The organism is Lentzea sp. NPDC005914 (genome assembly GCF_040629405.1).
Classification (GTDB): domain Bacteria; phylum Actinomycetota; class Actinomycetes; order Mycobacteriales; family Pseudonocardiaceae; genus Lentzea.
This window is the reverse complement of sequence record NZ_JBEXVQ010000032.1, coordinates 35,700-56,866: the sequence shown is the minus strand read 5'-3', so window position 1 is coordinate 56,866 and position 21,167 is coordinate 35,700. Positions and strand designations below refer to the sequence as shown.

Annotated in this window: 24 protein-coding genes; 11 read left to right on the top strand and 13 right to left on the bottom strand. The window is 68.5% G+C overall.

Annotation, left to right across the window (positions count from 1 at the left end):
- Positions 1-204: 204 nt before the first annotated feature.
- From ABZ345_RS35095 to ABZ345_RS35080, 4 genes are all read right to left on the bottom strand, one after another.
- Positions 205-987 carry an MBL fold metallo-hydrolase gene (locus tag ABZ345_RS35095; protein ID WP_359858580.1) on the bottom strand — a complete coding sequence of 261 codons (783 nt, stop codon included), beginning with the start codon at positions 985-987 and terminating at the stop codon, positions 205-207.
- 116 nt (positions 988-1,103) lie between these two features.
- Positions 1,104-2,009, bottom strand: a complete 906-nt coding sequence (locus ABZ345_RS35090; protein ID WP_359858577.1) for an NmrA family NAD(P)-binding protein — start codon at positions 2,007-2,009, stop codon at positions 1,104-1,106.
- Positions 2,010-2,199: 190 nt separating this feature from the next.
- Positions 2,200-3,627, bottom strand: a complete 1,428-nt coding sequence (locus ABZ345_RS35085; protein WP_359858574.1) for a coniferyl aldehyde dehydrogenase — start codon at positions 3,625-3,627, stop codon at positions 2,200-2,202.
- Positions 3,628-3,684: 57 nt separating this feature from the next.
- Positions 3,685-4,497, bottom strand: coding sequence for an SDR family oxidoreductase (locus ABZ345_RS35080; RefSeq protein WP_359858571.1), 813 nt, complete (start codon positions 4,495-4,497; stop codon positions 3,685-3,687).
- Between the two features lie 73 nt (positions 4,498-4,570).
- On the opposite strand from ABZ345_RS35080, the gene ABZ345_RS35075 reads away from it, so the two are divergent.
- From ABZ345_RS35075 to ABZ345_RS35040, 8 genes are all read left to right on the top strand, one after another.
- A complete protein-coding gene (locus tag ABZ345_RS35075; protein ID WP_359858569.1) occupies positions 4,571-5,161 on the top strand; it encodes a helix-turn-helix domain-containing protein in 591 nt (196 codons plus the stop codon).
- A 284-nt stretch (positions 5,162-5,445) separates the two neighbouring features.
- Entirely contained in the window at positions 5,446-5,604 is a 159-nt protein-coding gene (locus ABZ345_RS35070; protein ID WP_359858566.1) for a hypothetical protein, read from the top strand.
- Positions 5,597-6,226, top strand: a complete 630-nt coding sequence (locus ABZ345_RS35065) for a methyltransferase domain-containing protein (protein WP_359858564.1) — start codon at positions 5,597-5,599, stop codon at positions 6,224-6,226. Before ABZ345_RS35070 ends, ABZ345_RS35065 begins: the two co-directional genes overlap by 8 nt.
- A gap of 29 nt (positions 6,227-6,255) precedes the next feature.
- The gene (locus tag ABZ345_RS35060; RefSeq protein ID WP_359858561.1) at positions 6,256-6,606 is read left to right on the top strand and encodes a VOC family protein; all 351 of its coding nucleotides are present in this window, start codon (positions 6,256-6,258) and stop codon (positions 6,604-6,606) included.
- Between the two features lie 77 nt (positions 6,607-6,683).
- On the top strand, positions 6,684-7,664 hold the full coding sequence (locus ABZ345_RS35055) for an acyl-CoA desaturase (RefSeq protein WP_359858558.1): 981 nt from the start codon (positions 6,684-6,686) through the stop codon (positions 7,662-7,664).
- 93 nt (positions 7,665-7,757) lie between these two features.
- Positions 7,758-9,626: a hypothetical protein gene (locus tag ABZ345_RS35050; RefSeq protein ID WP_359858555.1), complete on the top strand. Its 1,869-nt coding sequence runs from the start codon at positions 7,758-7,760 to the stop codon at positions 9,624-9,626.
- Positions 9,627-9,677: 51 nt separating this feature from the next.
- Complete coding sequence (locus tag ABZ345_RS35045) at positions 9,678-10,379, top strand: 3-oxoacyl-ACP reductase family protein (protein ID WP_359858552.1); 702 nt, start codon at positions 9,678-9,680, stop codon at positions 10,377-10,379.
- A 64-nt stretch (positions 10,380-10,443) separates the two neighbouring features.
- Positions 10,444-11,388, top strand: coding sequence for a LuxR C-terminal-related transcriptional regulator (locus tag ABZ345_RS35040; protein ID WP_359858549.1), 945 nt, complete (start codon positions 10,444-10,446; stop codon positions 11,386-11,388).
- Here ABZ345_RS35040 and ABZ345_RS35035 read toward each other — a convergent pair.
- Positions 11,385-12,251 carry a hypothetical protein gene (locus ABZ345_RS35035; protein ID WP_359858547.1) on the bottom strand — a complete coding sequence of 289 codons (867 nt, stop codon included), beginning with the start codon at positions 12,249-12,251 and terminating at the stop codon, positions 11,385-11,387. The genes ABZ345_RS35040 and ABZ345_RS35035 overlap by 4 nt on opposite strands.
- A 188-nt stretch (positions 12,252-12,439) precedes the next feature.
- On the opposite strand from ABZ345_RS35035, the gene ABZ345_RS35030 reads away from it, so the two are divergent.
- Positions 12,440-12,961 carry an RICIN domain-containing protein gene (locus ABZ345_RS35030; protein WP_359858544.1) on the top strand — a complete coding sequence of 174 codons (522 nt, stop codon included), beginning with the start codon at positions 12,440-12,442 and terminating at the stop codon, positions 12,959-12,961.
- Here ABZ345_RS35030 and ABZ345_RS35025 read toward each other — a convergent pair whose 3' ends face one another.
- The 5 genes from ABZ345_RS35025 to ABZ345_RS35005 all read right to left on the bottom strand — a co-directional run bounded on the left by ABZ345_RS35025 (position 12,962) and on the right by ABZ345_RS35005 (position 17,325).
- Positions 12,962-14,167, bottom strand: coding sequence for a cytochrome P450 (locus ABZ345_RS35025; protein ID WP_359858713.1), 1,206 nt, complete (start codon positions 14,165-14,167; stop codon positions 12,962-12,964).
- 14 nt (positions 14,168-14,181) lie between these two features.
- On the bottom strand, positions 14,182-14,964 hold the full coding sequence (locus ABZ345_RS35020) for an ABC transporter permease (RefSeq protein ID WP_359858541.1): 783 nt from the start codon (positions 14,962-14,964) through the stop codon (positions 14,182-14,184).
- On the bottom strand, positions 14,961-15,893 hold the full coding sequence (locus tag ABZ345_RS35015; protein WP_359858538.1) for an ATP-binding cassette domain-containing protein: 933 nt from the start codon (positions 15,891-15,893) through the stop codon (positions 14,961-14,963). The genes ABZ345_RS35020 and ABZ345_RS35015 overlap by 4 nt, the downstream gene beginning before the upstream one ends.
- Before the next feature lie 4 nt (positions 15,894-15,897).
- A complete protein-coding gene (locus ABZ345_RS35010; protein WP_359858535.1) occupies positions 15,898-16,740 on the bottom strand; it encodes a hypothetical protein in 843 nt (280 codons plus the stop codon).
- A 69-nt stretch (positions 16,741-16,809) separates the two neighbouring features.
- Positions 16,810-17,325 (bottom strand): ribbon-helix-helix protein, CopG family, encoded by a 516-nt coding sequence (locus ABZ345_RS35005; protein WP_359858532.1) that lies wholly within the window; start codon positions 17,323-17,325, stop codon positions 16,810-16,812.
- Between the two features lie 207 nt (positions 17,326-17,532).
- On the opposite strand from ABZ345_RS35005, the gene ABZ345_RS35000 reads away from it, so the two are divergent.
- Positions 17,533-18,105 (top strand): SigE family RNA polymerase sigma factor, encoded by a 573-nt coding sequence (locus ABZ345_RS35000; RefSeq protein ID WP_359858529.1) that lies wholly within the window; start codon positions 17,533-17,535, stop codon positions 18,103-18,105.
- A complete protein-coding gene (locus tag ABZ345_RS34995) occupies positions 18,095-18,877 on the top strand; it encodes a hypothetical protein (RefSeq protein WP_359858526.1) in 783 nt (260 codons plus the stop codon). Before ABZ345_RS35000 ends, ABZ345_RS34995 begins: the two co-directional genes overlap by 11 nt.
- A 15-nt stretch (positions 18,878-18,892) precedes the next feature.
- On the opposite strand, the gene ABZ345_RS34990 is transcribed toward ABZ345_RS34995, so the two are convergent.
- Genes ABZ345_RS34990 through ABZ345_RS34980 form a run of 3 tightly spaced genes read right to left on the bottom strand, consistent with a single transcriptional unit; the run spans position 18,893 to position 21,167 of the window.
- Positions 18,893-19,678 carry a TIGR02452 family protein gene (locus ABZ345_RS34990; protein WP_359858523.1) on the bottom strand — a complete coding sequence of 262 codons (786 nt, stop codon included), beginning with the start codon at positions 19,676-19,678 and terminating at the stop codon, positions 18,893-18,895.
- A 36-nt stretch (positions 19,679-19,714) separates the two neighbouring features.
- Positions 19,715-20,698, bottom strand: a complete 984-nt coding sequence (locus ABZ345_RS34985) for a hypothetical protein (protein ID WP_359858520.1) — start codon at positions 20,696-20,698, stop codon at positions 19,715-19,717.
- Between the two features lie 37 nt (positions 20,699-20,735).
- Positions 20,736-21,167, bottom strand: coding sequence for a universal stress protein (locus tag ABZ345_RS34980; protein WP_359858518.1), 432 nt, complete (start codon positions 21,165-21,167; stop codon positions 20,736-20,738).

The following is a 21,167-nucleotide window of genomic DNA, read 5'->3' as shown; positions in this document are numbered from 1 at the left end:
GCGAGCCCAGCCACTGGAATTCGCGGAGACCCGCGATCTCCCATCCAGCCCAGCTACATGACCAGCCTTCTTCAGAACGGCGGCGGGACTTCACCCCGGAAGTTGGACACCTGACACACTCGGACCTTGATGGTCAGGGTGGACTGGAGTCCTGCATAGATGGCGATGAAGCACTATCCGCCGGAGTTCAAGGCCGGAGCGGACTCAGTTCTTGGGGCCGAACATGTAGGCGTTGGCAACGTCGATGAGGGCTGCGCCCTGGTAGGCGGGGTAGCGCTCGGTGATGGCCTTCTTGTAGGCGTCGCCGTCGTCACCGAGCAGCTCCCGGCCGGCATTGACGTAGTCGGTGAGCTCGGCCCAGATGGCGGGGGTGGTCGGCTCGCCGTGGCCGGGCAGGATGGTGTCGTACTCGGTCTGGGCCGCGAAGCGGTCGATGTTGGCCTGCCAGCCGTCGAAGTCCTTGTCCAGCAACCACAGGTGGGTTCGGTTGTAGACGACGTCCTGAGCGACCAGGACACCCTGCTCGGGCAGCTTGATCACGAGGGTGGTGTGGATCTCGCCGCCGGTGACCTTCTCGACCACGAACGGGATGCCGTCGATGACCTCGGTGCCCGGGGTGATCTCCACGGTCGGAGTCATATCGGCAAGCGGGATCGCGGCGCCGGTGGGCAGATCCGTCTTGGCACCCATGGCGACGATCTCCGCGACGGTCTCCGGCAGGGCGTGCACGGGGACGCCGAAGCGGGCCGCGCCCTGGTAGTGGTCCGGATGCGCATGGCTGATGACGAGGCGGTCGAGCGGCTTGCCAAGGCTCTTGGCGTAGGCGACGACCTCGTCGGCGTAGGCCAGGACGAACTGCGCGTCGACGGCGATGATCCGCGACGGCGTCTCGATCAGCTGGGTGGTGACGCCCAGGCCGTCCTCGGGCGCGCTGTAGCTGTGGATGCGGACCGGGCCCTTGTCGATGACCGTGAAGGTGCCGTGCATGGCTGTGCTCCTGTCGAATGCGGATGAGTGGTGAGAGGGCGCGGGAAGGGGCGGATCGTTGATGGCAAGCTCACGACCGACCATCGGCCGCGACGGACCTGAGATTGCTGTGGCAGTCAGCCGAGGTAGAAGTCCTTGCGGACGGCGACGAACTCCTCGACGGTCAGGGGCCGCTGCCCGGTGATGCGCTCGACGTCGGTGGTCGCCCTGTCGTAGCGGTTCTCGTGGTGCAGCTGCGCCATGGTCGCGATGTGCTGCTCGGTGTGCTGGGGCAGGCCCGCGTGCGCGAGTACTTCTGTGCGCCACCGGTGCAGGGGGACGTCCTGATAGGTCACCGTGCGGCCGAGCGCCGTGGAGAACTCCTGGGCCACTTCGGTCATGTCGAGCGTGCGCGGTCCGGTCAGTTCGTAGACCTTCCCGGCGTGGTCGCCGGGATCGAGCAGGATGGTCGCGACCACCCCGGCGACGTCGTCGGCGGCGATCGGCGAGGTGCGTCCGGTGCCGAACGGCAGTGCCAGCGTGCCGTTGTCGCGGATCGACCGTGCCGCGAGGGCGGTGAACAAAGGGTTGTCGAGGAACGTAGTGGGGCGCACGTGCGCCACGGGCAGGCCGGACCAGTCCAGCACCTGCTCCGCCAGCCAGTGCAGCCGCTGCTGGTGGGATTCCGCGGTGCTGGTGGCGGTCATCTGCGACACCGTCATCTGCGACAGGTCGACCAGCACGTCGAGTTCGGCGTGTGCCTTGGCGACCGTGGCCAGGACGGTCGCCGCGAGCAGGTGGTCCGGTGACACGCTGAGCCCGAAGTACGTGCGGCGGACGCCGTCGAGCGCGGCCGCCACCGTGTCGGCCTGAGTCAGGTCGCCGGTGACGACCTCGGCGCCCAATGCCCGCACCTGGTCCGCGCGGTCGTCCTCGCGGCGGACCAGGACGCGGACCGGCACGTTCTGCGCGCGCAGCCGCTCGGTGACGAGGCGGCCCACGCCGCCGGCGCCGGTGACCAGAACGAGGTCGTGGTCAGTCATCGGTGGGTTTCCTTTTCAGAGGGTGTTCGCCGCGGCCAGGGTCTGGCCGTTGCACGGGTGGTGGCGGGCTCTGGTGCTCGCCGTCGCCGCTCGCGGTCTGCGCCGAGCCGCCGATGGTCTCGACCAGCGGCCGACCGCGCTCGTGGGGTGTGGTGTTCGGGGGTCCTGCGGGGCGCGGGTGATGCCTCGTTCAGCGGAGGAAGAAGTTGAGCAGGGTGTCGGTGCGCTTGGTGAAGGGGGCGCGCAGCAGGCGGGTGGCGTTCCAGCGGCCTTGGGTGTAGATGCCTTTGGGGTGGCTGAGGGTGCGGAAGCCTTCGATGCCGTGGTATTTGCCCATTCCGCTGGCACCAACGCCGCCGAAGGGCAGGTCGTCCTGGGCGACGTGCATGAGGGTGCCGTTGATGGTGACATTGCCGGAGGTGGTGCAGTCCAGGACCCTGCGCCGGTCGGGGCCGTCGTCGCCGAAGTAGTAGAGGGCGAGGGGTCGGGGCCGGGCGTTGACGTGGTCGATGGCGTCGTCGATGGTGCGGTAGCCGAAGATCGGCAGGATGGGGCCGAAGATCTCCTGGTGGGCGATGCGCATGTCGTCGGTGACGCCGAGTACGACGGTCGGGGCGAGGGTGTGCGGGCGGTCGGCGGCGTCGCCGGGCCGATGTCCGACTTCGATGATGCGGGCGCCGTGGGCGCGGGCGTCGTCGATCAGGCTGGTGAGGTTCTGGTACTCCTTGTCGTTGACGATGGAGGTGTAGTCGTCGCTGGTCGGGCCGGCCGGGTAGGCGGCCTTGACGAGCCGGTCGTAGGCGGTGATGAAGGTGTCGATCTCGGATTCGTGGACCAGGGCGTAGTCGGGGGCGATGCAGGTCTGCCCGCCGGACAGGAGTTTGCCGAAGACGATGTCGGACACGGCCTGATCCGTGACGTGTCCCCTGGCCACGATGGTCGGCGATTTGCCGCCGAGTTCGAGGGTGACGGGGACGAGGTGTTCGCTGGCGGCCTTCATCACGGCCCGGCCGACCTCGGTGCTGCCGGTGAAGACGAGGTGGTCGAACGGCAGGCTGGAGAACGCGGAGCCGTCACCACTGACCATGGTCACCTGCTCCGGCGGGAACAGATCGGCCAGCATCGCCGCGAGCACCGCGTTGGTCGCCGGCGTCAGCTTCGAGGGTTTGAGCATGACCCGGTTGCCGGCGGCGATCGCGGTGAGCACGGGCACCAGGGACAGGTTGACGGGGTAGTTCCACGGGGAGATGACGCCGACCACGCCCAGCGGCTGGTACTCGATGCGGTTGCTGCCGAAGCGCAGCAGCAGGTCGATGTGCCGGCGGGTGGGGCGCATGAACCGGCGCAGGTTGCGCCGCAGGTAGTCGATGTTTTGCACCACGCCGACGATCTCCATGAACGCGGTCTCGTGGCGTGAGCGGTGCCCGAAGTCGGTGTCGATCGCTTCCTCGATGGCGCCGCGCCGGGCGATCAGCGCCGCCTTGAGCCGGGCCAGATCGTTGAGCCGTGCTGCGAGGGACGGTGCGCCGTCGCGGAGATAGGCGGCGCGCTGCACCTGCAGGAGGTGCTGGAAACGCTCGGCGTCGGTCGGCTGGGCGGTGACGTCGGTGACGGTCATGACGGTGCTCCTCAACTGGTGCGGATGGCGGTGGAGGGCTGGGCGTGCGGGCTTTCCTCAGCGGGTGGCGGCCGTCTCGGGGCGCGAGCGGCGGGCGGCCCAGCCCATGATCCGGACCATGGTGCGGCGGGGCAGGAGCTTGCTGGCGACGGCGAGCGAGCCGCTGTTGGTGATCACCGACGGGGGTGCGGAGCGGCGGTCGAGGGTGTCCAGGGCGATCTTGACGACCTGCTCGGGGGTGGCCCGTTTCGTGCCGTAGTCGGCGTTCTGGCCGGCGGCGTCGTAGAACTCGGTCTTCGTGGCGCCGGGGGCCACGGCCAGCACGCGCAGGCTGGTGCCGTGGCTTTCTTCCCACAGCGCTTCGGTGAAGCTCAGGACGAAGGCCTTGGTGGCGCCGTAGACAGCCATGTACGGGTTCGGCTGGAAGCCGAGCAGGCTGGCGACGTTGATCAGGATGCCGTTGCCGGTGGCGGTCAGCGGGCCGACGTAGGCGCGGCTGAGGTCGACCAGCGAGGCGATGTTCAGCGCGATCATGCTCTGCAGGCGGTCGGGGTCCTCGTCGGTGAACGCGTCGTGCGTGCCGAAGCCCGCGTTGTTGACCAGCCCAGTGGCATAAATGCCGCGGGACTCGAGTTCGGCACGCAGGGTGCGGCCGGCGTCGGGCAGGCCGAGATCGCGGGCGACGGTGGTCACCGTGACGCCGTGGGCGCGGGTGAGCTCGCCGGCCAGGCTCTCCAGCCGGTCGGCCCGGCGGGCCACCAGCACGAGGTTCGCGCCGCGGCGGGCGAGCTGGCGGGCGAATTCGGCGCCGAGGCCGGAGCTGGCGCCGGTGACGATGACGGTCTGGCTGCGGTAATCAACTTTGCTCATGCCGTTCACTCTACGCACATGCTTGCACTGAGTGCAAGCATGTGCATTGTGTGAGATGAAGTACCATCGGTGCATGGCTACAAAACAGACACCCCTGCGCGAACAGACCCGCACCGTCGTCCGCTCACTGCTCGCCCGGACCGCCATCGAGCTGTTCGCCGAGAAGGGCTACGACAACACGACCCTCGAAGAGGTCGCCGCCGCCGCGGGCATCTCCCGGCGAACCCTGTTCAACTACTTCCGCAGCAAGGAGGACCTCGCGCTCAGCAGCCTCGCCGAACAAGGCGAACTGATCGCCGCATGCCTCGCCCAGCGCCCGGCCGACGAGGATCCCTGGGTGGCGTTGCGCGCGGCGTTCGAGGTGCTCGAGGAGATCGACATGACCGCCGAGGGGCGGCTGGAGTTCATCACGCTGCTGTTCGGCAACGACTCCCTGCGCGCCGGGCACGCCGAGAAACAAGCCCGCTGGCAGGACCTGTTCGCACCACTGATCGAACCGCGACTGCCCGACACCGACCGCCGCACCCTGCAAGCACGCGCGATCGCCGCCGCAGCGATCGTCTGCCTGCAGGTGGCCAACGAGGAATGGGTACGCCTGGGCGGACAAGCCGACATGCTCGACCTCTACGACACCGCCGTCCAGGCCATCCGCTGCCCCACCTGAAACCGGCCGCATCCAGCTCCACCACGCTCGTCGACGTGGAGACCAGGGCCCAAACCGCCTAACCACACCCAACCAGACCGAACGATCCGGCCGCTGTAAGCGCAGCCAGAGGTTGAAACAGCCACCTGACGCCACGCGCCTACCCGAAACTTTCCGGCCATCCGACGACTAGGACGGCGTCGGGCATCCTCACAGGTCAACGGTCAGCTCGAAACGGTCTCTACAAGCCCGCGAGGTGCAAGCTCGGCCGGCACACGCTCGGCCACTCCCAGTTCCGGGCGGTCGTGCGGGACGGTGAGGCCAGCATCAGCTGCCTGGCCTGTGCCACGGACGGCGCCGACCACTCGTGGCGGCTGGCGACCACCGCACCCGCTCCCGATCGCGCCGAGCTGTCCGAGGAGCTCTACTTCGCGCTTCGTCGCGGGGCGAGGGGCCATGGCTGACCGGGGCGCCCGCTGGCAGCGGTACTGGGACCGCAAGTCGGCCTCCTACGACAGGGAGATGGGCGTCCTGGACCGCCGACTCTTCGGCGACTCCCGCCGGTGGGCGTGTTCCCAGGCGTCCGGCGAGGTGCTGGAGGTCGCCGTCGGCACCGGGCTCAACCTGCCCCACTACCCCGCCGACGTCGTCCTCACCGGCCTCGACCTGAGCGAGCGGATGCTCGGCCTCGCCCGGTCCCGCGCCCAGGCCCTCGGCCGCGCCGTGACGCTGCAGCAGGGCACGGCGCACGCTCTGCCGTTCGGTGACGCGAGGTTCGACACGGTCGTGTGCACGCTCGGCCTGTGCGCGATTCCCGACCACGAGGCCGCGGTCGGGGAGATGGTCAGGGTGCTGCGTCCCGGCGGGCGGCTGATCCTCCTCGACCACGTCGCCGGCACGTCCCGCCTCACGCGCGGTGTTCAGTGGCTCGCGGAACGGGTGACGGTCCCGATGGCGGGAGAGCACTTCCTGCGCCGGCCGCTGCGCCTGGTCGAGGCTCGGGGTCTGGAAATAGAGCAACGGCAGCGGTTCAAGCTCGGCCTGGTGGAACGGCTCGTCGCCCGCAAGCCGACATCAGGACAGTAGTTGTCCGCATAGGCGGCCACAATCCGTTCATGATCGGACGTTGGCACGGCCTGGTGATCGACTGCCCCGACCCGCGGGCACTCGCGGAGTTCTACGAGAAACTGCTCGGCATGGTCCGCGTCCAGGACGAGCCGGACTGGGTCGTCATCGGAGACGCCCCCGACCGTCCCGGCGTGGCGTTCGCACGAGTGAAGACCTGGCGCCCCCCGGCCTGGCCCGGCGAGTCGGCGCACATGCACTTCGACGTGCGCGTTGACGACCGCGAAGCGGCCGGGGAGAAGGTGCTGGCGCTCGGTGCGCGCAGGCTGGAGGGCGGTGGCGAGACGTTCGACGTCTACGCGGATCCAGCCGGACACCCGTTCTGTTTGGTCGCCTGGTAGCCGCGCGACGCGTGGGTTTCGCACCTACTTCATCGCCCGTGCATTGCGTGGACGCCGCGACCGGGCATTATGCGCAAATGACACTCCGGCAGGCGAGCGACTTCGCCCAGTTGTCCACCGAGATCAAGCAGGCCGGCCTGCTTGCTCGGCGGCGCGGTTACTACATCGCCAGGATCAGCGCGAACCTGCTGGTCTACGCGGGGGCGTGGGTCACGTTCGCCCTGCTCGGCGACTCGTGGTGGCAGTTGGCGGTGGCGGCCGTGCTGGCGTTCATGTCGACGCAGCTGGCGTTCATCGGGCACGACGCCGGGCACAAGCAGATCTTCGCGTCGCGGCGGTGGAACGAGATCATCGGGTACGGCCACAGCGGGCTGGTCGGCGTCAGCTACGACTGGTGGGTGGGCAAGCACAACCGGCACCACGCCAACCCCAACCACGAGGACGAGGACCCGGACGTCGACATCTCGGTGCTCGCGTTCACGCAGCGCCAGGGCGAGTCCAAGCAGGGTCTGCTGCGGTGGATCGCGTCGCACCAGGCAGCGTTGTTCTTCCCGCTGCTGCTGCTCGAAGGCTTCGCGCTGCACTGGCACTCGATCCGCCACTCCGGGCGTGAGCGGGCGCTGATGATCGCCAACGTCGTCGTCTACCTGACCGCGGTCTTCTGGGTCCTCTCCCCCGTGTACGCGATCGCGTTCGTGCTGGTGCACCAGGCGCTGTGGGGCTTCTACATGGGATGTTCCTTCGCCCCCAACCACAAGGGCATGCCGGTGCTGTCGGCCGGGCACACGCTCGACTTCCTGCGCAAGCAGGTGCTGACGTCCCGCAACGTGCGCGGCGGCTGGTTCGTCGACTTCCTGCTGGGCGGGCTGAACTATCAGATCGAACACCACCTGTTCCCGAGCATGCCGCGGCCGAACTTGAAGCACGCGCAGCTGATCGTCAGCGAGTTCTGCCAGCAGCGCGGGATCTCCTACGCGCAGTGCGGGTTGTTCCGGTCGTACGGGTACGTGCTGGAGTACCTGCACGAGGTCGCGGCACCCCTGCGCAAAGCCGCCTGATTGTCCGGAAGTGGACAAAGCCTCACCAAAAGGCTCGTCCACCGCACGACGCGCTGGTTTCCTCGGTGACACACCGAACTGGGGGAACTACACATGCGCAAAAGGCTGTTCGGCGTGCTCGCCGCAGGTGTGGCACTGTCACTCGTCGCCGCAGGTCAGTCGGCCGCGGAACCCGTCGCGCAGCAGGTGAGCCAGCCCGATCCGATGCTGGCTTTCCTGCCTGCCGAGGCCAAGATCGACTGGAACGCGGTGCAGCAGAACCGCGAGTCCCGCAAGCAGTCGCGGACCAAGGTGCGCACCGCGGGCTCGCCGCTCGCCTACAGCGAGAAGGAGACCGGGCAAGGCGCGAACGACACGCCCGCCAACGCCGAGCACGTGGCCGGGTTCGGCACGGGACGCGGCAAGAACCCGAAGCTCAAGCTGACGGGTGACCTCGCGGGCGACCCGACCATCCCGGTCGTCACGCCGTTCCCCGAGATGAACGACGCCGTTCCGAACGCCGGCGACACCCACGTGCCCGCGCAGGGCAGGGCCGTGCGGACCAGCGGCACGATCGGCGACGGCCCGTACGGCAGCGCGGGTGACGGCTCCGGCGACCACGACTTCTACAAGCTGACCGGCGGCGCGACCGGTCAGTGGGCGACCGTCGAGACGCACACGCCGACCGGCGGCCTGGACACGTTGCTCGCCGCGTTCGACGTGAACGGCCAGCTGCAGGGCCAGAACGACAACCTCGTGGGCACCACGGACAGCAGGCTGCGGGTCTTCGTGCAGCCGGGCACCGACGTCTACGTCATGGTCGCGGGCGCGGGCCCCGGCGGGATCCCGGCCGACCCGCTGAAGCCCGGCACCGGCAAGCACGTCACCACCGAGGGCGCGTACGACCTGACCATCGCGACCGGGGACGGCCAGGTGGACAGGGACTTCTTCTCGGTCGACCTCAAGGCGGGCGATGTGCTCGGCGCGTCGGCGGCGGGCAGGGCCACCAGGGTCATGATCCACGACCCGGCCGGGCGCGAGGTCTTCGGTTCGTCGCAGGACGTCAGCTTCCTCTACGCCGAGACCTCGCCGATGCCCGCCGGTGGCAACGCCGTCGCGGACTTCGTGGCACCGAAGGACGGCCGCTACACCGTTGGCGTCGAGAACGGTGACGGCGCTTATGACGTCACGGTCGAGGCCTACCGCCCCGGCTCGGAGCTCAACCCGCGCCCCGAGGTGCTCTCGATCTACCTCGACTTCGACGGCGCCCGCGTCAACACCCGGATCTTCGGCGCCGAGCCGGCCGGCAACCGGGACCTCTCACCGCTCAGGAACTTCCTGCCCGCGTGGGGTCTCACCGCCGCCGACGAGAACGCCGTGATCGACTCCGTGGTCGCGACCGTGCGCGAGAACATCGAGCACGATCTCGCCGCCAAGGGCACCAACAAGCGGTTCGCCGTGCGCGTGCTCAACAGCCGCGACCACGCCGACCCGTGGGGCCAGAAGAACGTCAGTCGGGTGGTCGTCGGTGGCACCATCGCCGAGTCCGGCATCTCGACCGTCGGCATCGCGCAGTCGATCGACGCGGGCAACTTCGGCAAGGAGGAGACCGCGCTGGTGCTGCTGGACGTGCTCAGCAAGCCCGCCGGCCAGTCCGCCACCTCGCTGAACACCTACATCACCCCGGCCACGGTCAACAAGACCGCGTTCATCGGCAGGGCGATCGGCAACATCACCGCCCACGAGGCCGGGCACATGTCCGGTAGCTGGCACCAGGACCAGTTCAACGCGGTCAACAGCATCATGGACCAGGGCGGCAACCCGAAGGGCATGTTCGGGGTCGGGCCGGACGCCATCGGTGGCACGGCGGACGACGTCGACGTCGACTACCAGGAGGACGTGCTCAACCCCAACGAGGGCTTCACCGGTGTCGAGGACTCCCTCAACCGGACCGCCTGGGCCTACACCCGAGGCAACAACTGACGGTCCGATTCCCGCCAGATCCTCGACGTGATCTCCGCCAGGCTCGACGGAATGGGATCACTTGAAGGAAAAGCAGCCCTGATCACCGGCGGAAGCCGCGGGATCGGGGCTGCTGTGGCGTTCAAGCTCGCCGCACTGGGCGCGCGAGTCGCCGTGACGTACCAGAACACCAAGCCGGACAACGTCCTCGCCATCCAGGCGGACAGCGAGGACCCGAAAGCCGTTGTGGCGGCGGTGGAAGAGACCGCGGCGGAACTCGGCCGGCTCGACATCCTCGTGAACAACGCGGGCGTGTTCGAAGTTGGACCGTTGGACGACCTCGGCCAGGAAGAGTTCGACCGCACCATGGCGGTGAACGTGCGCGCGCCGTTTCTCGCGTCACGGGCGGCGGCGCGGCACATGCGCGAGGGCGGGCGCATCATCAGCATCGGCAGCAACGTTGCCGTGTACGCGCCGTTTCCCGGCTTCGCGTTGTACTCCGCCAGCAAGACAGCGCTCATCGGCATGACGAAAGGCCTCGCGCGCGAACTGGGGCCGCGTGGCATCACCGCGAACATCGTCAACCCCGGTCCTACCGACACGGACATGAACCCGGCGGACGGGCCGATGGCGGACACGATTCGCGGACTGACCGCATTGGGACGCTACGGACAGCCGGCAGAAATCGCCGAAGTCGTTGCCGCACTGGCGGGTGTCACGGGTGCGTACATCACCGGTGCCAGCATCAACGTCGACGGAGGCTTCACGGTGTGAGGCTGTAAAACCCGTTTAGCAGTCGTCGGCTAGGTTCTCCGCCACGTCGTGGAGGAGAGCGGAAATGACGGACTTGCTGGCCGGGCTGCTCAACGCATCAGCCGCCGAGCTCTACCAACGGCTGCTGCGCGCGGGCCAGCTGCCGATCACCGACGCTCCCGAGGTCGAGGAGCTGGTCGAGGCCGGGTTCGCCCGCAAGAGGTTCGTGGGCGAACCCGTGATCGTCCCGGTCGAACCGTCGCGCGCGGTCGACCAGGCGCTGATCACCGTGCAACGCCAGCTCCTCGACCAGCACCGCATGATCGTGCGAGCGCGCGAGCAAATGCATGTGCTGCAAAAAGAATTCGTCGCCAATGCGGACCGGGACGACAGCGGCATCAGCGTCCACACAGACCCGGCGGAGATCGGCGCGCTGTCCGTCGAGCTGTGCCTGTCCGCCGAACGCGACTTCTCCAACCTCGAGACCGAGCACTACCGCAACCCGCCGGACGGCCGGTCGGCCAAGGTGCCGCCGGCCGCCGTGCTCGAACGCGGTGTCCAGTTCCGCAACATCTACTCCAGACCCGTGCTGGACCTGCCGTTCGCGGGCGAGATGGTCAGACGATGTGCGGAAGGCGGGTGGCAGCTGCGGGTTCTGCCGGAGCTGCCGATGAAGATGGTGCTCGTCGACGACCGCGCGGCGCTGCTGCCGTTGGACCGCACCGGCATGGAAGGTGCCGTGCTGGTCCGGGCTCCGGTCATCGTGTCCGCCCTGCGCATGTACTTCGAGATGCTGTGGAACAACGCGCTTCCGTTGCACGACAACGGCACGGTGAGCAAGTTCTCCGCTCATCAGCGCACGGTGCTGCGGTTGATGATCGGCGGGATGACCGACGCCGCGATCGCCCGTCACCTCGACGTGAGCGAACGGACGGTGCGGCGGCACATCTCCGCCGCACTCGACCTGCTCGGCGTGGACAACCGGATCACGGCGACCGCGATGATCGTCCGCGACGGCTGGCTGGACTAGTTCGCGGGCCCGCCAGGTCCGGCGCACTGCCACTCGACCGGCGCGACGCCGCGCTGCTGGTAGCCACCGCCGAAGATCTTGCGGTAGCCACCGCCGGTCTCGTCGTCGGCCCGCCAGTCGCGCTTGAGCTTCCCGCAGTTGATCGGCAGCAGGACGACGAGCTTGCCCGCGGAGGTGAGCCCGAAGCCCGAGTTCCGGTACTTCTGCTGCAGGTCGAACGGCACGACGGAGGCCGGGTCCACGCCGACCGGCACGGTGATGCGGAGCTTGACCACGCCGAAGTCGTCCGACCACACGGTGACGACGTTCTCGAGACCGGCGCTGGTCAGTGCCGCGAACCCGTCGCGGGGGTGGCCGAGCAGCACGCTCCCACCGGGAAGGTTGCCCGCCGCAACACTGCCGGCCCACGTGTCCGCGCCGTTCTGCCAGCCCAGGTGTGTCAGGCGGCGCACCGCACCGGACGGTTCGACGGCGTAGATGACGCCGGGCTGGGTGGAGATCAGCGAGGTGAAGCGGCTCCAGTCGGTGGTGGCGCCGATCCGCTGCCACGACACGAGATCGCCCGACCAGTACAGCGCGGGGCCGATCACGCGGTAGTACACCCCGACGCCGTACACCTCGCCCGACCAGAAGGCCGTGGACACGTTGTCCCAGCCCGAGGTCGCGACCACGTTCTCCCGGACCCAGCGCGACACCGTGCGGTCGGCGTCGAGGCAGAACGCGTGCTCGACCAGGCCGCCCGACGCCGTGATGGCGAAGACCTGCCGCTCCCACAACGGACACGGCTCCGCCGCCTGGGCCGGCGTGACGATCAGCGCCGACAGGCTCACCGCGACGGCGAGCAGAACTTTCCGCAATCCCATGCGCGCAACCTAAACGCTGGGCGCCCGCCGCGGAACGACCGGATCCGGACACTGTCCGGACCCGGTCACCTCCCCCTGGCCGGTAGCGGCCATTGGCCGCTCGTTCCCTTACGTGCCACCGGATTCTCCGCCTAGCTTGTGCCACACCCCGAGGGGGAAGCAATCCACACCAGTTGGGAGTTCGACACATGCGCAGCAGAATCGTCCGGGGCATCGCCCTCGCCGCCGGTATGGCGATCGCGGCACTGGCCACGATCACCGCACCCGCCAGCGCCGCGCCCGGCGCGTTCTACGCAGAGGCGATCAACCGCAACAGCGGCAAGTGCGTGAACCTGGCGGGCCAGTCCGGCGACAACGGCGCGTGGATCCAGCAGTACCACTGCGACCACACGCCCGCCGCGAAGTTCCTGTTCCTGCAGAACCGCGACGGCTTCTACGAGATCTCGAACCAGAGCAGCCGCAAGTGCATCGACATCGAGTCCGGCGGCTGGTGGAACGGTGCCCGCACCCAGCAGTTCAACTGCAACGGCAGCCTGACCCAGCAGTGGCGGCTCGACGACCTCGGCAACGGGTACTACAACTTCGTCAGCCGCTACAGCAACCGGTGCCTCGACGTGCCGTGGGCCAGCACGGACGACCGCGTGATCCTCAACATCTGGGACTGCGTGGCGGGTACCGGGGAACAGCAGTTCCGGCTCAACATCGGCTGATCAGGCGTCCTGTGCCCAGGTGACGGGCAGGGCGTGCACGCCGTAGATGTTCATGTCCGTCTTGAGCTTCACCTCGCGGGCCTCCACCGCGAGGTGAAGGCTCGGGAACCGGCGCAGCAGTCCCTCGAACCCGGCGCGCATCTCGATGCGGGCCAGCTGCTGTCCGAGGCACTGGTGGATGCCGTGCCCGAACGCCAGGTGCCCGCGAGCGTTGCGATGCACGTCCAGCGTGTCCGCGTGCTCGAACTTCGCGGAGTCGTGGTTGCCCGCCAGCAGCGACACGACCACCGTCGAGCCCTCGCGGATCGTCTCCCCGAAGAACTCGATGTCCTCGGCGGCATAGCGGAAGAAGATGTCGCCGACCGCCAGGTACCGCAACAGCTCTTCAACAGCGTCCGGGATCAACGCTGGCTGGTCCCGCAGCGCGGCCAGCTGGTCCGGGTGCTCCAGCAGCGCGAAAGTGCCCAGCGCCAACATGTTCGCCGTCGTCTCGTGGCCGGCGAGCAGCAGCAGGAACGACATGCCGACCAGTTCCTCGATGCTGAGGTCCTCGTCGCGGGCGAGGTCGGACAGCAGGTCGTCGCCGGGCTCGGCGCGCTTGGCCGTGACCAGTTCGGCCAGGAACGTGTTCAGCGCGACCCAGATGGCCATCTTCTCTTCGAGGTCGATGTCCCTCTCCATGAACCTGGAGAAGTTGTGCTGGAAGGACTCCCGGTCGTCGTAGGGCACCCCGAGCATCTCGCAGATCACCAGTGACGGCACCGGAAGCGCGAACGCCTGCACGAGGTCGACCGGCGGCGTGAGGCTCGCCAACTCGTCCAGCTGCCGTTCGGTGATCTCGATGATGTGCTCTTCCAGAGCCTTCATCCGCCTGACGGTGAACGCTCCGGTGAGCTTGCGCCGCAACCGGGTGTGGTCCGGCGGGTCCATGGCCAGGAACAGGCCGGGCACCTGCGGGGACGGCTCGGTCTGCTCCGGCATGCCGGGCACCGGGTACGGCACGTGCAGGATGCCCAGGTCCTGCCTGCTGCTGAACCTGGTGTCGGCTAACGCCGCCCGTACCGCTTCGTAGCCGGTGATCAGCCAGCCCTCGTGGCCGTCGGGGAAGAGCATCGGGCTGACCGGGCGGGTCGACCTCAGCTCGGTGATCCGGGCGGGCGGATCGAACGGGGTGACGTCGCGGTCCATGGGAAGTCCGTGCTGCATCACAGGGTTCTCCTTCAGCGGGTGGATTCGCGGTTGAAGAGCTTCTTGGACCAGAGGTAGCCGCCGAGGCCGATGACGACGCACCAGCCGAAGGCGATGTAGCCGCTGTTGCCGATCGGCGTGCCCATCAGCAGGCCGCGCAACGCGTCGATGAACGGAGTGAACGGCTGGTACTCGGCGAACCAGCGCAGGGCCGTGGGCATCGAGTCGGTGGGCACGAAACCGTTGCCGAAGAACGGGAGCAGGATCAGCGGCAGACCGATGTTGCTCGATCCCTCGACGGTCTTGCTCGCGAGTCCCAGCGCGGCGGAGAACCAGATCAGCGCGAACGCCATGCCCACCAGCAGCCCCACCAGCGCGAGCCACTCGGCGAAGCTCGCCTGCGGGCGGAAGCCGATCGCCACCGCGACACCGAACACGGACGTCATGGCGAGCACGGTCTGAACCAGGCTGCCGATGACGTGTCCAGTGAGGACGGACACTCGAGCGATCGCCATGGTGCGGAACCTGTCGACGATTCCCTCGGTCATGTCCATCGCGATCGAGATCGACGTGCCCTGCACCGCCGCGGTGATGGCCATCAGGATGATCGTCGGCGTGACGTAGTTCAGGTACTCCGCCCGGCCGCCGGTCGGTCCGCCGATGCCGGCGCCGAGCGTGCCGCCGAAGACGTAGACGAACAGCAGCAGGAAGACGACCGGCATGATCAGCAGCTGGAACGTCATCGACGGGTAGCGGATCATCCGCTTCAGGTTGCGGCGCACCATGGTCGCCGAGTCGGTCAGTACGTAGGTCATGGCTGGTGCACCTTCTCGGTCAGGGCGAGGAAGACGTCGTCGAGGTCGGGGGTGTGCGTGCTGAGCGAGTCGACCGGCACCGAGTGCTCGTCGAGCTGGTCGAGCAGTGCCTTGAGCGAGCTGACGCTGCCGTCGTTCGGCACGCGCAACGCGAGCGCCTCACCGTCGCGGGAGGCGTTGCGCACCACCCGGGCAGCGGCTTCGAGGTGGCGGGGATCGTTGAACTGCAACAGGACGTGCCCACCGTGGATGAGGCGTTTGAGCTCGTCCGCGGTGCCCTCGGCGACGATCTTCCCGTTGTTCAGCACGGCGATCCGGTCCGCGAGCTCGTCGGCCTCGTCGAGGTACTGGGTGGTGAGGAAGATCGTGATGCCGTCGGCCACAAGCCTGCGCACGATCTCCCACATGGCCCGGCGGCTGCGCGGGTCGAGACCGGTGGTCGGCTCGTCGAGGAAGATCACCTGCGGCGTTCCCACCAACGTCATCGCGAGGTCGAGCCTCCGACGCATACCGCCGGAGTAGGTGGACGCCGACTTGTCCGCGGCGTCGGCGATGTCGAACTGCTCCAGCAGCCGTTCGACCTTGAGCTTGCCCTCCGCACGGCCGAGGTGGTGCAGGTCGGCCATCAGCTTCAGGTTCTCGCGGCCCGTCATCAGGTTGTCGACGGCGGAGAACTGGCCGGTGACCCCGATCGCGGCGCGGACCGCGTTGGGATCGCTCGCCACGTCGTGGCCCGCGACGGAAGCACTGCCGGCGTCCGCGCGGATCAGCGTGGACAGGATCTTGACCATGGTGGTCTTGCCGGCGCCGTTCGCGCCGAGCAAAGAGAAGACGGTGCCGCGCTGGACGTTCAGGTCGACGCCCTTGAGCACCTCGTGGTCGCCGTACGAGCGGCGCAGGCCGGTTGCCTTGATCGCGTTCATGGTCATCCCCTCAGGCGCGGCGGATCGTGATGTCGCCGAAGGCGGTGTGGGCGGTGATCTTGACGGTCTCGCCCGCGTCACCAGGGCCTTCGCTCGCACCCAGCGAGTTGTGCACGCGGCCGAAGCTGGTCTTGGTGTCGAGCCACGCGGCGGTGCCCTGGGCGATGCCGACCTCGATGCTGCCCATGGCGGTGTTCAGCGAGGCGGTGTCGCGCACGACCTCGCCGACGATGAGGGATCCCATGGCGCTCTTGGCTTCCAGCGAGCCGCCGACGCGTTCCGCGGTGATGTCGCCGTTGGCCGCGCGGGCCTTCAGGTCGCCGCCGACCACACCGATCTCCGTGTTGCCGTTGGAGTTCCTGACGTTCAGCGACCCGGTGACGTCACCGATGCGGACCTGACCGCTGCCGGTCTTGACCTCGGCGTTGCCCGTGACGGCTCCGACGCGCACCTGACCGGCGCCGGTGTCGACCCTCAACGGCCCGGTGCGGTCGACGTGGACGTGCCCCGCCGACATGTCGATCTCGGTCTGGCCCAGCACTCCGGTGGTGCGTGTGCTGCCCGCCGTCACGTCGGCGTCCACTTTGGACCCCGTCGGGAGCTCGATCACGATGTCGACCGACCTCGTCTTCTTGGAGAAGTCGAACGTCCGCTTCTGCCCGCGGATCGTCAGCACGCCGTCGGCGAAGTCGACGCGGGTCTTCTGCGCGGCCTCGATGTCGGAGGGGTCGGACGGGTCGGACGGCCGCACGTCGACCACGGTGTCGGCGCGGTCGCTCGCGAGGATCTGCACGAAGCCCGCGTAGACGTCGAGCAGTACGGAAATCGGTTCATAGGTTTCGTAAGAAGGCATGGCTGTCCCCTCAGGAGGTGTCGGAAGACCGTCTCCGCAGGTCGGAGACGTGAAGAAGAACGGGTGCGGTTAGCGGACCCAGCCGACGAAACGCTGCGACGAAGGAGCGGGCCCACCGGTCAGCGGTTCGCTCGGCTTCGGCGCGAGCTGGGCGGACGCGGCGCGCACGAGCCACGCGTTGACCGAGCGGCCCTCCTTGGCCGCCGCCTCGTCGATCGCGGCCTTGAGCGGCTCTGGCAGGCGGACGTTGATGCGCACGGTGGTGCCGTCCTCGAAGCCGGCCGCCACGTCCTCGGCGGGTGCCGCGACGGGCTCCGGCGTGGCGGCGCCCGGCTGCTCGACCGGCCGGCGCGTCACGACGAACTTGGGGTCACGGCCCCGCAGCAGCACCTGCACCGAGTCCGGCGCCAGGTCCGCGGTGATCTCGTCGGCGGCGGCGGACAGCGCCTCGAGCAGCGCCAGCCGGATCGCCGACTCCATCGTCACGGTCAACCGCTCGACCAGCGCACTCGCTTCGTCGCCGCCGGTTTCGACGGCGGTCAGCAGCTCGCGACCGAGGGAGGCCACATACGGGGTCAGATCCATGGCACCACTATGGCACACGGTGGCACCACGGACAAGCATTTCTGGCTCAGCTTGGCATCATTCTGGCTCACTGCAGGTCAGAGGCCTGATCGAGGAACGTGACGGTCTCCTCGAGGGCGCGCGGCCCGTGCGTGGCTCAGCCGAGGTGCCATCCTCTTAGCCGATCGACATGCCGCAGCAGAGGACGAGCTCGTCGCGCTCTCGGTCATGATCGGCGTGCCAACCCATGTCAACCGCCGCCTTCGGATGGTCGTCTACCTGATCGTGCAACGAGAAACGAGCGCCGACTTCGACCGGTTCGTGCTGGACCGGTCGACCGCGCTGCTGCGCACAGCCGTGCTTCTGGTGGGGGACGTCGGTCACGCCGAGGACATCCTGCAGACGGCGCTGCTGCGCGTGGCCACGCGCTGGAAGTCGGTCCACACGGCACCCGAGGCGTTCACCCGGCAGGTGCTGGTCAACCTGGCGCGCGACCGGTGGCGACGGGCGCGCAGACGGGTGCCGGAACAGGAGCTGACCAACGTCGAACACGTGACGGCCGGACGCGATCCGGCCGACACCGTGGTCGACCGCGACGCATTGCGGCGGGCGCTGGCGAAGCTGCCTCGCCGGCAACGAGAGGTGGTGGTGCTGCGGTTCTTCGACGACCTGTCGGTCGCGGAGACGGCCAAGACGCTGCGCACGTCCGAGGGGACCGTCAAAGCGCACACGAGCCGTGCCGTCGCACGGTTGCGGGAACTGCTCGGCGACCAGATCAGGGAGAACGTTCATGGTGCCTGACAACGAACTCCTCGACGACGTGCGCACCGTGCTGCGTGCCGAGGTCGCGGACGTGACGACCAACCCCGCCGCGCTGCTCGCCTCGGTGAAGCGCGGGCAGACCCGCCGCAGGTGGCCGTGGCTCGTGGTTCCCCTGGTCGCTGCGGCGGCCGCCGCTGCCGTCCTGGTGCCGCAGAAACAGCCCGAGGCCGCGCCCATCGAGGTCGCGCACGTCCTGGAACGAACCAACGCGGCGATGGAAGGCATCCGGGGCATGGTGATTCACGAGCAGGCGCCGTCCGACGAGCGCGACAAGTACTTCAGGCCAGGAGAAAAGGGCCTGAGCGAACGCTGGCACGCCGCGGACGGCAGCGCGTTCCGGTACCGGGCTTCAGTCGACGGCAGGACGATCGTGGACCTGAGCCGTTCGGCAGCCGGTGACGTCTTCGTCGACCACCGGGCGCGGACGTACCGCAGCAGGCCGGGTGAATCGCCAGAAGACCAGGTGTGGACGCCGGAGGAGATCCAGAAGGCGATCCGGGAAGGCCACATCACCGTCGTCGGACCCGGCGAGCCGATCAACGGCACCCAGACCGTGCGACTGGACATCGCCTCGGACAAGGGCGGAGTGGCGACCGAGATGCGGGTCGACGCGAACAGCTACCTGCCGGTGCGCTGGCGATGGGTGCAGGACGGCGGGGCACCGTTCGACGTGACGTGGCTGCCGCCAACACCGGAGAACCTCGCGCAGCTCAAGACCCAGATCCCGGATGGGTTCACCGAGACGAGGTGAATTGGGGGAACGCCCTCACGCCAACGCCGCCGCGAAGGCGTTCAGTGCGGGCGTTCCCTTCTGCCCGTCGAGCACCGCGAACACGACGTGTTCGAAGAACCTGTTGTCCTGCAACGCGTTCCGGAACGTCTCGGCGACGACCACCGGGTCGTTGCCGAACACACCGCAACCCCACGCCCCCAGCACGAGCCGCCGGTGCCCGTGCGCGGCGGCGACCTGCAGCACTCTCGCAGCTCGCCGCAGCAACACGGCGGGCACGCCCTCGGCCCGATCCGGCTGGTTGCGCAGGATGGCGCCGAGATTGGGCGCCGCGGCGGTCAGGAACGAGACCGGGTACGGCTCCGGCAGCAGGTTTCCCCTGTCGTCGCGGAACACCGGCACCCGCGGCGAGTAGATCACGCGGTCGGTGTAGGTCAGGTCTTCGTGCGCGCGGTGGTGCCGGTAGAAGTCGCCGGCCGCGAGCAGGCAGGGGTAGAGCGCCGACGCACGCGCGACGCTCTCCTCCTGAGCCTGTGCGCCGTTGAGGAACCCGCCACCGGGGTTGCGCGCGGAAGCGAAGACCAGGGCGGCGATGTCACCGCCGAGCCGTCGCGTCGCCTCCAAAGTGGACTCGTTGGTGACGTCCACGCGAGGAAGCTCTCCCTGCGCCGGCAACGACAACTCGTCGCCGGGCAGGTGGAGCCGGGTCCCGGACACCGCCGGGGTGACGGCGATCGGGACCTCGCGGTCGTCGACGGAGTAGGAGCCTCGCTCCGAGATCTCGACGGTGTCGCGGGCGATCGCACGCAGCCTGCTGCTCATGATGTGTTCCATCATTCCAAGCAGGCCAAGCGGTTTTCAGATCCGCGCGTAGACCTCGGCCACGGCACCGAACGCGGCCTTGGGCTCCCAGTGCAGGTCGTCGTAGACCTTCACAATGCCCGGACTGGCCATGTCGAGGTCGCGGCTCGGCTCGTCCGGCCGGTGCGGATAGTTGTTGAGCGCGAACATGTACACGAACGCGGCGTCCACGCGCTCGGCCTCGAAGATCTCCAGCAACTCGCGCAGGTACCCGGCCTGCTCGTCCTCGTCCCGGACGTACCCGTCCTTGACGCGCACCGGCAGACCCTCGTGGTGCTCGACGATCTCCATGCTGCGCGGCGCGACGGCACCCGACCCCTTCCAGGCCGCCGTGCCGAACCCGGTGATCGCCACCGGCTTCCCCTGCGCCACCAGGCTTCGCACGGCCGCGGGGAACTGGTCCGCGACCTCGGCCGACCGGATCAGCTCGAACGACATGACGTCGAACAGGCTCCAGTCGACCCGCTCGAACTGGATGCAGGCGTAGGTGAGCCTTCCCCGGAACTCCGCGCGCACCACCGCGACCGCCTTCACCAGGAACTCGTTGAGCCGCTTGCCGGCCTCCACGATCCGGTCAGGATTGCCGAACAACCTGGTCACCCGGTCCAGGACGTCGTCGCCGTCCATGAACCCGACGTTCATGATGCTCAGCTCGACACCCGCCACGAACACGACCTCGGCGCCCTCGGCCCTGACCCGTTCGGCTCGCCGGGCGCAGTCGGCGAACAGCTCGAGGATCTCGGGCTGCGTCAGTTCCAGCGGGTACGGCGAGAACCACACCTCCAGGCCCAGCGAGGCGGCGATCCTGGCGGCCTGCTCCAGCCGTTCCGGATCACCGCCGACGAGGTGGACGGCGTTGCAGTGCAGCTCGTCCCTGATGATCCGCAGGTCCCGCGCGACCACCTCGAGATCGAACTCCGGCACGGAGATCTCGCCGTGCCGGACGAAGCCGGTGTCGTACGCAATGCCCTTTGCTCTCATAAATACATGCGTACACGCAAAGTTGCGCACACGCAACTTACGAAGGCCAGACCAGCAGCACCGGACAGGGCGCGTGGTCGACGACGAACCGCGTCGCCGGCCCGAGGCTGCGCGGACCGACGTGGCTCACGTCGCCGTCACGGCACACCACGAGCAGAGAGGCATCCTGAGCAGCAGCAACGACTTCGTGCTCAACGCGTCCCACCCGCGCGGACGTCGTGCACGGAAGGCCCAGGCGAGCGGCGGCGGCCTCCAGCAACCTCGACGCGTGACCGGCGGCGAGGTCGTCCAACCGACTGCCGGGATCGCGGGACGGGTGACGTCCGAACAGCCCGGCGAACGCGCCGTGGGCAGCACCGGGAATGTCGTGGTCACCGACGTAGAGCAGCAGGAAGTCGGAGCCGTGCTCCCGCGCGGCGTCCACACTGGACTGCCAGGTGTCGTCGGTGATCCACACGACGACTGTCAT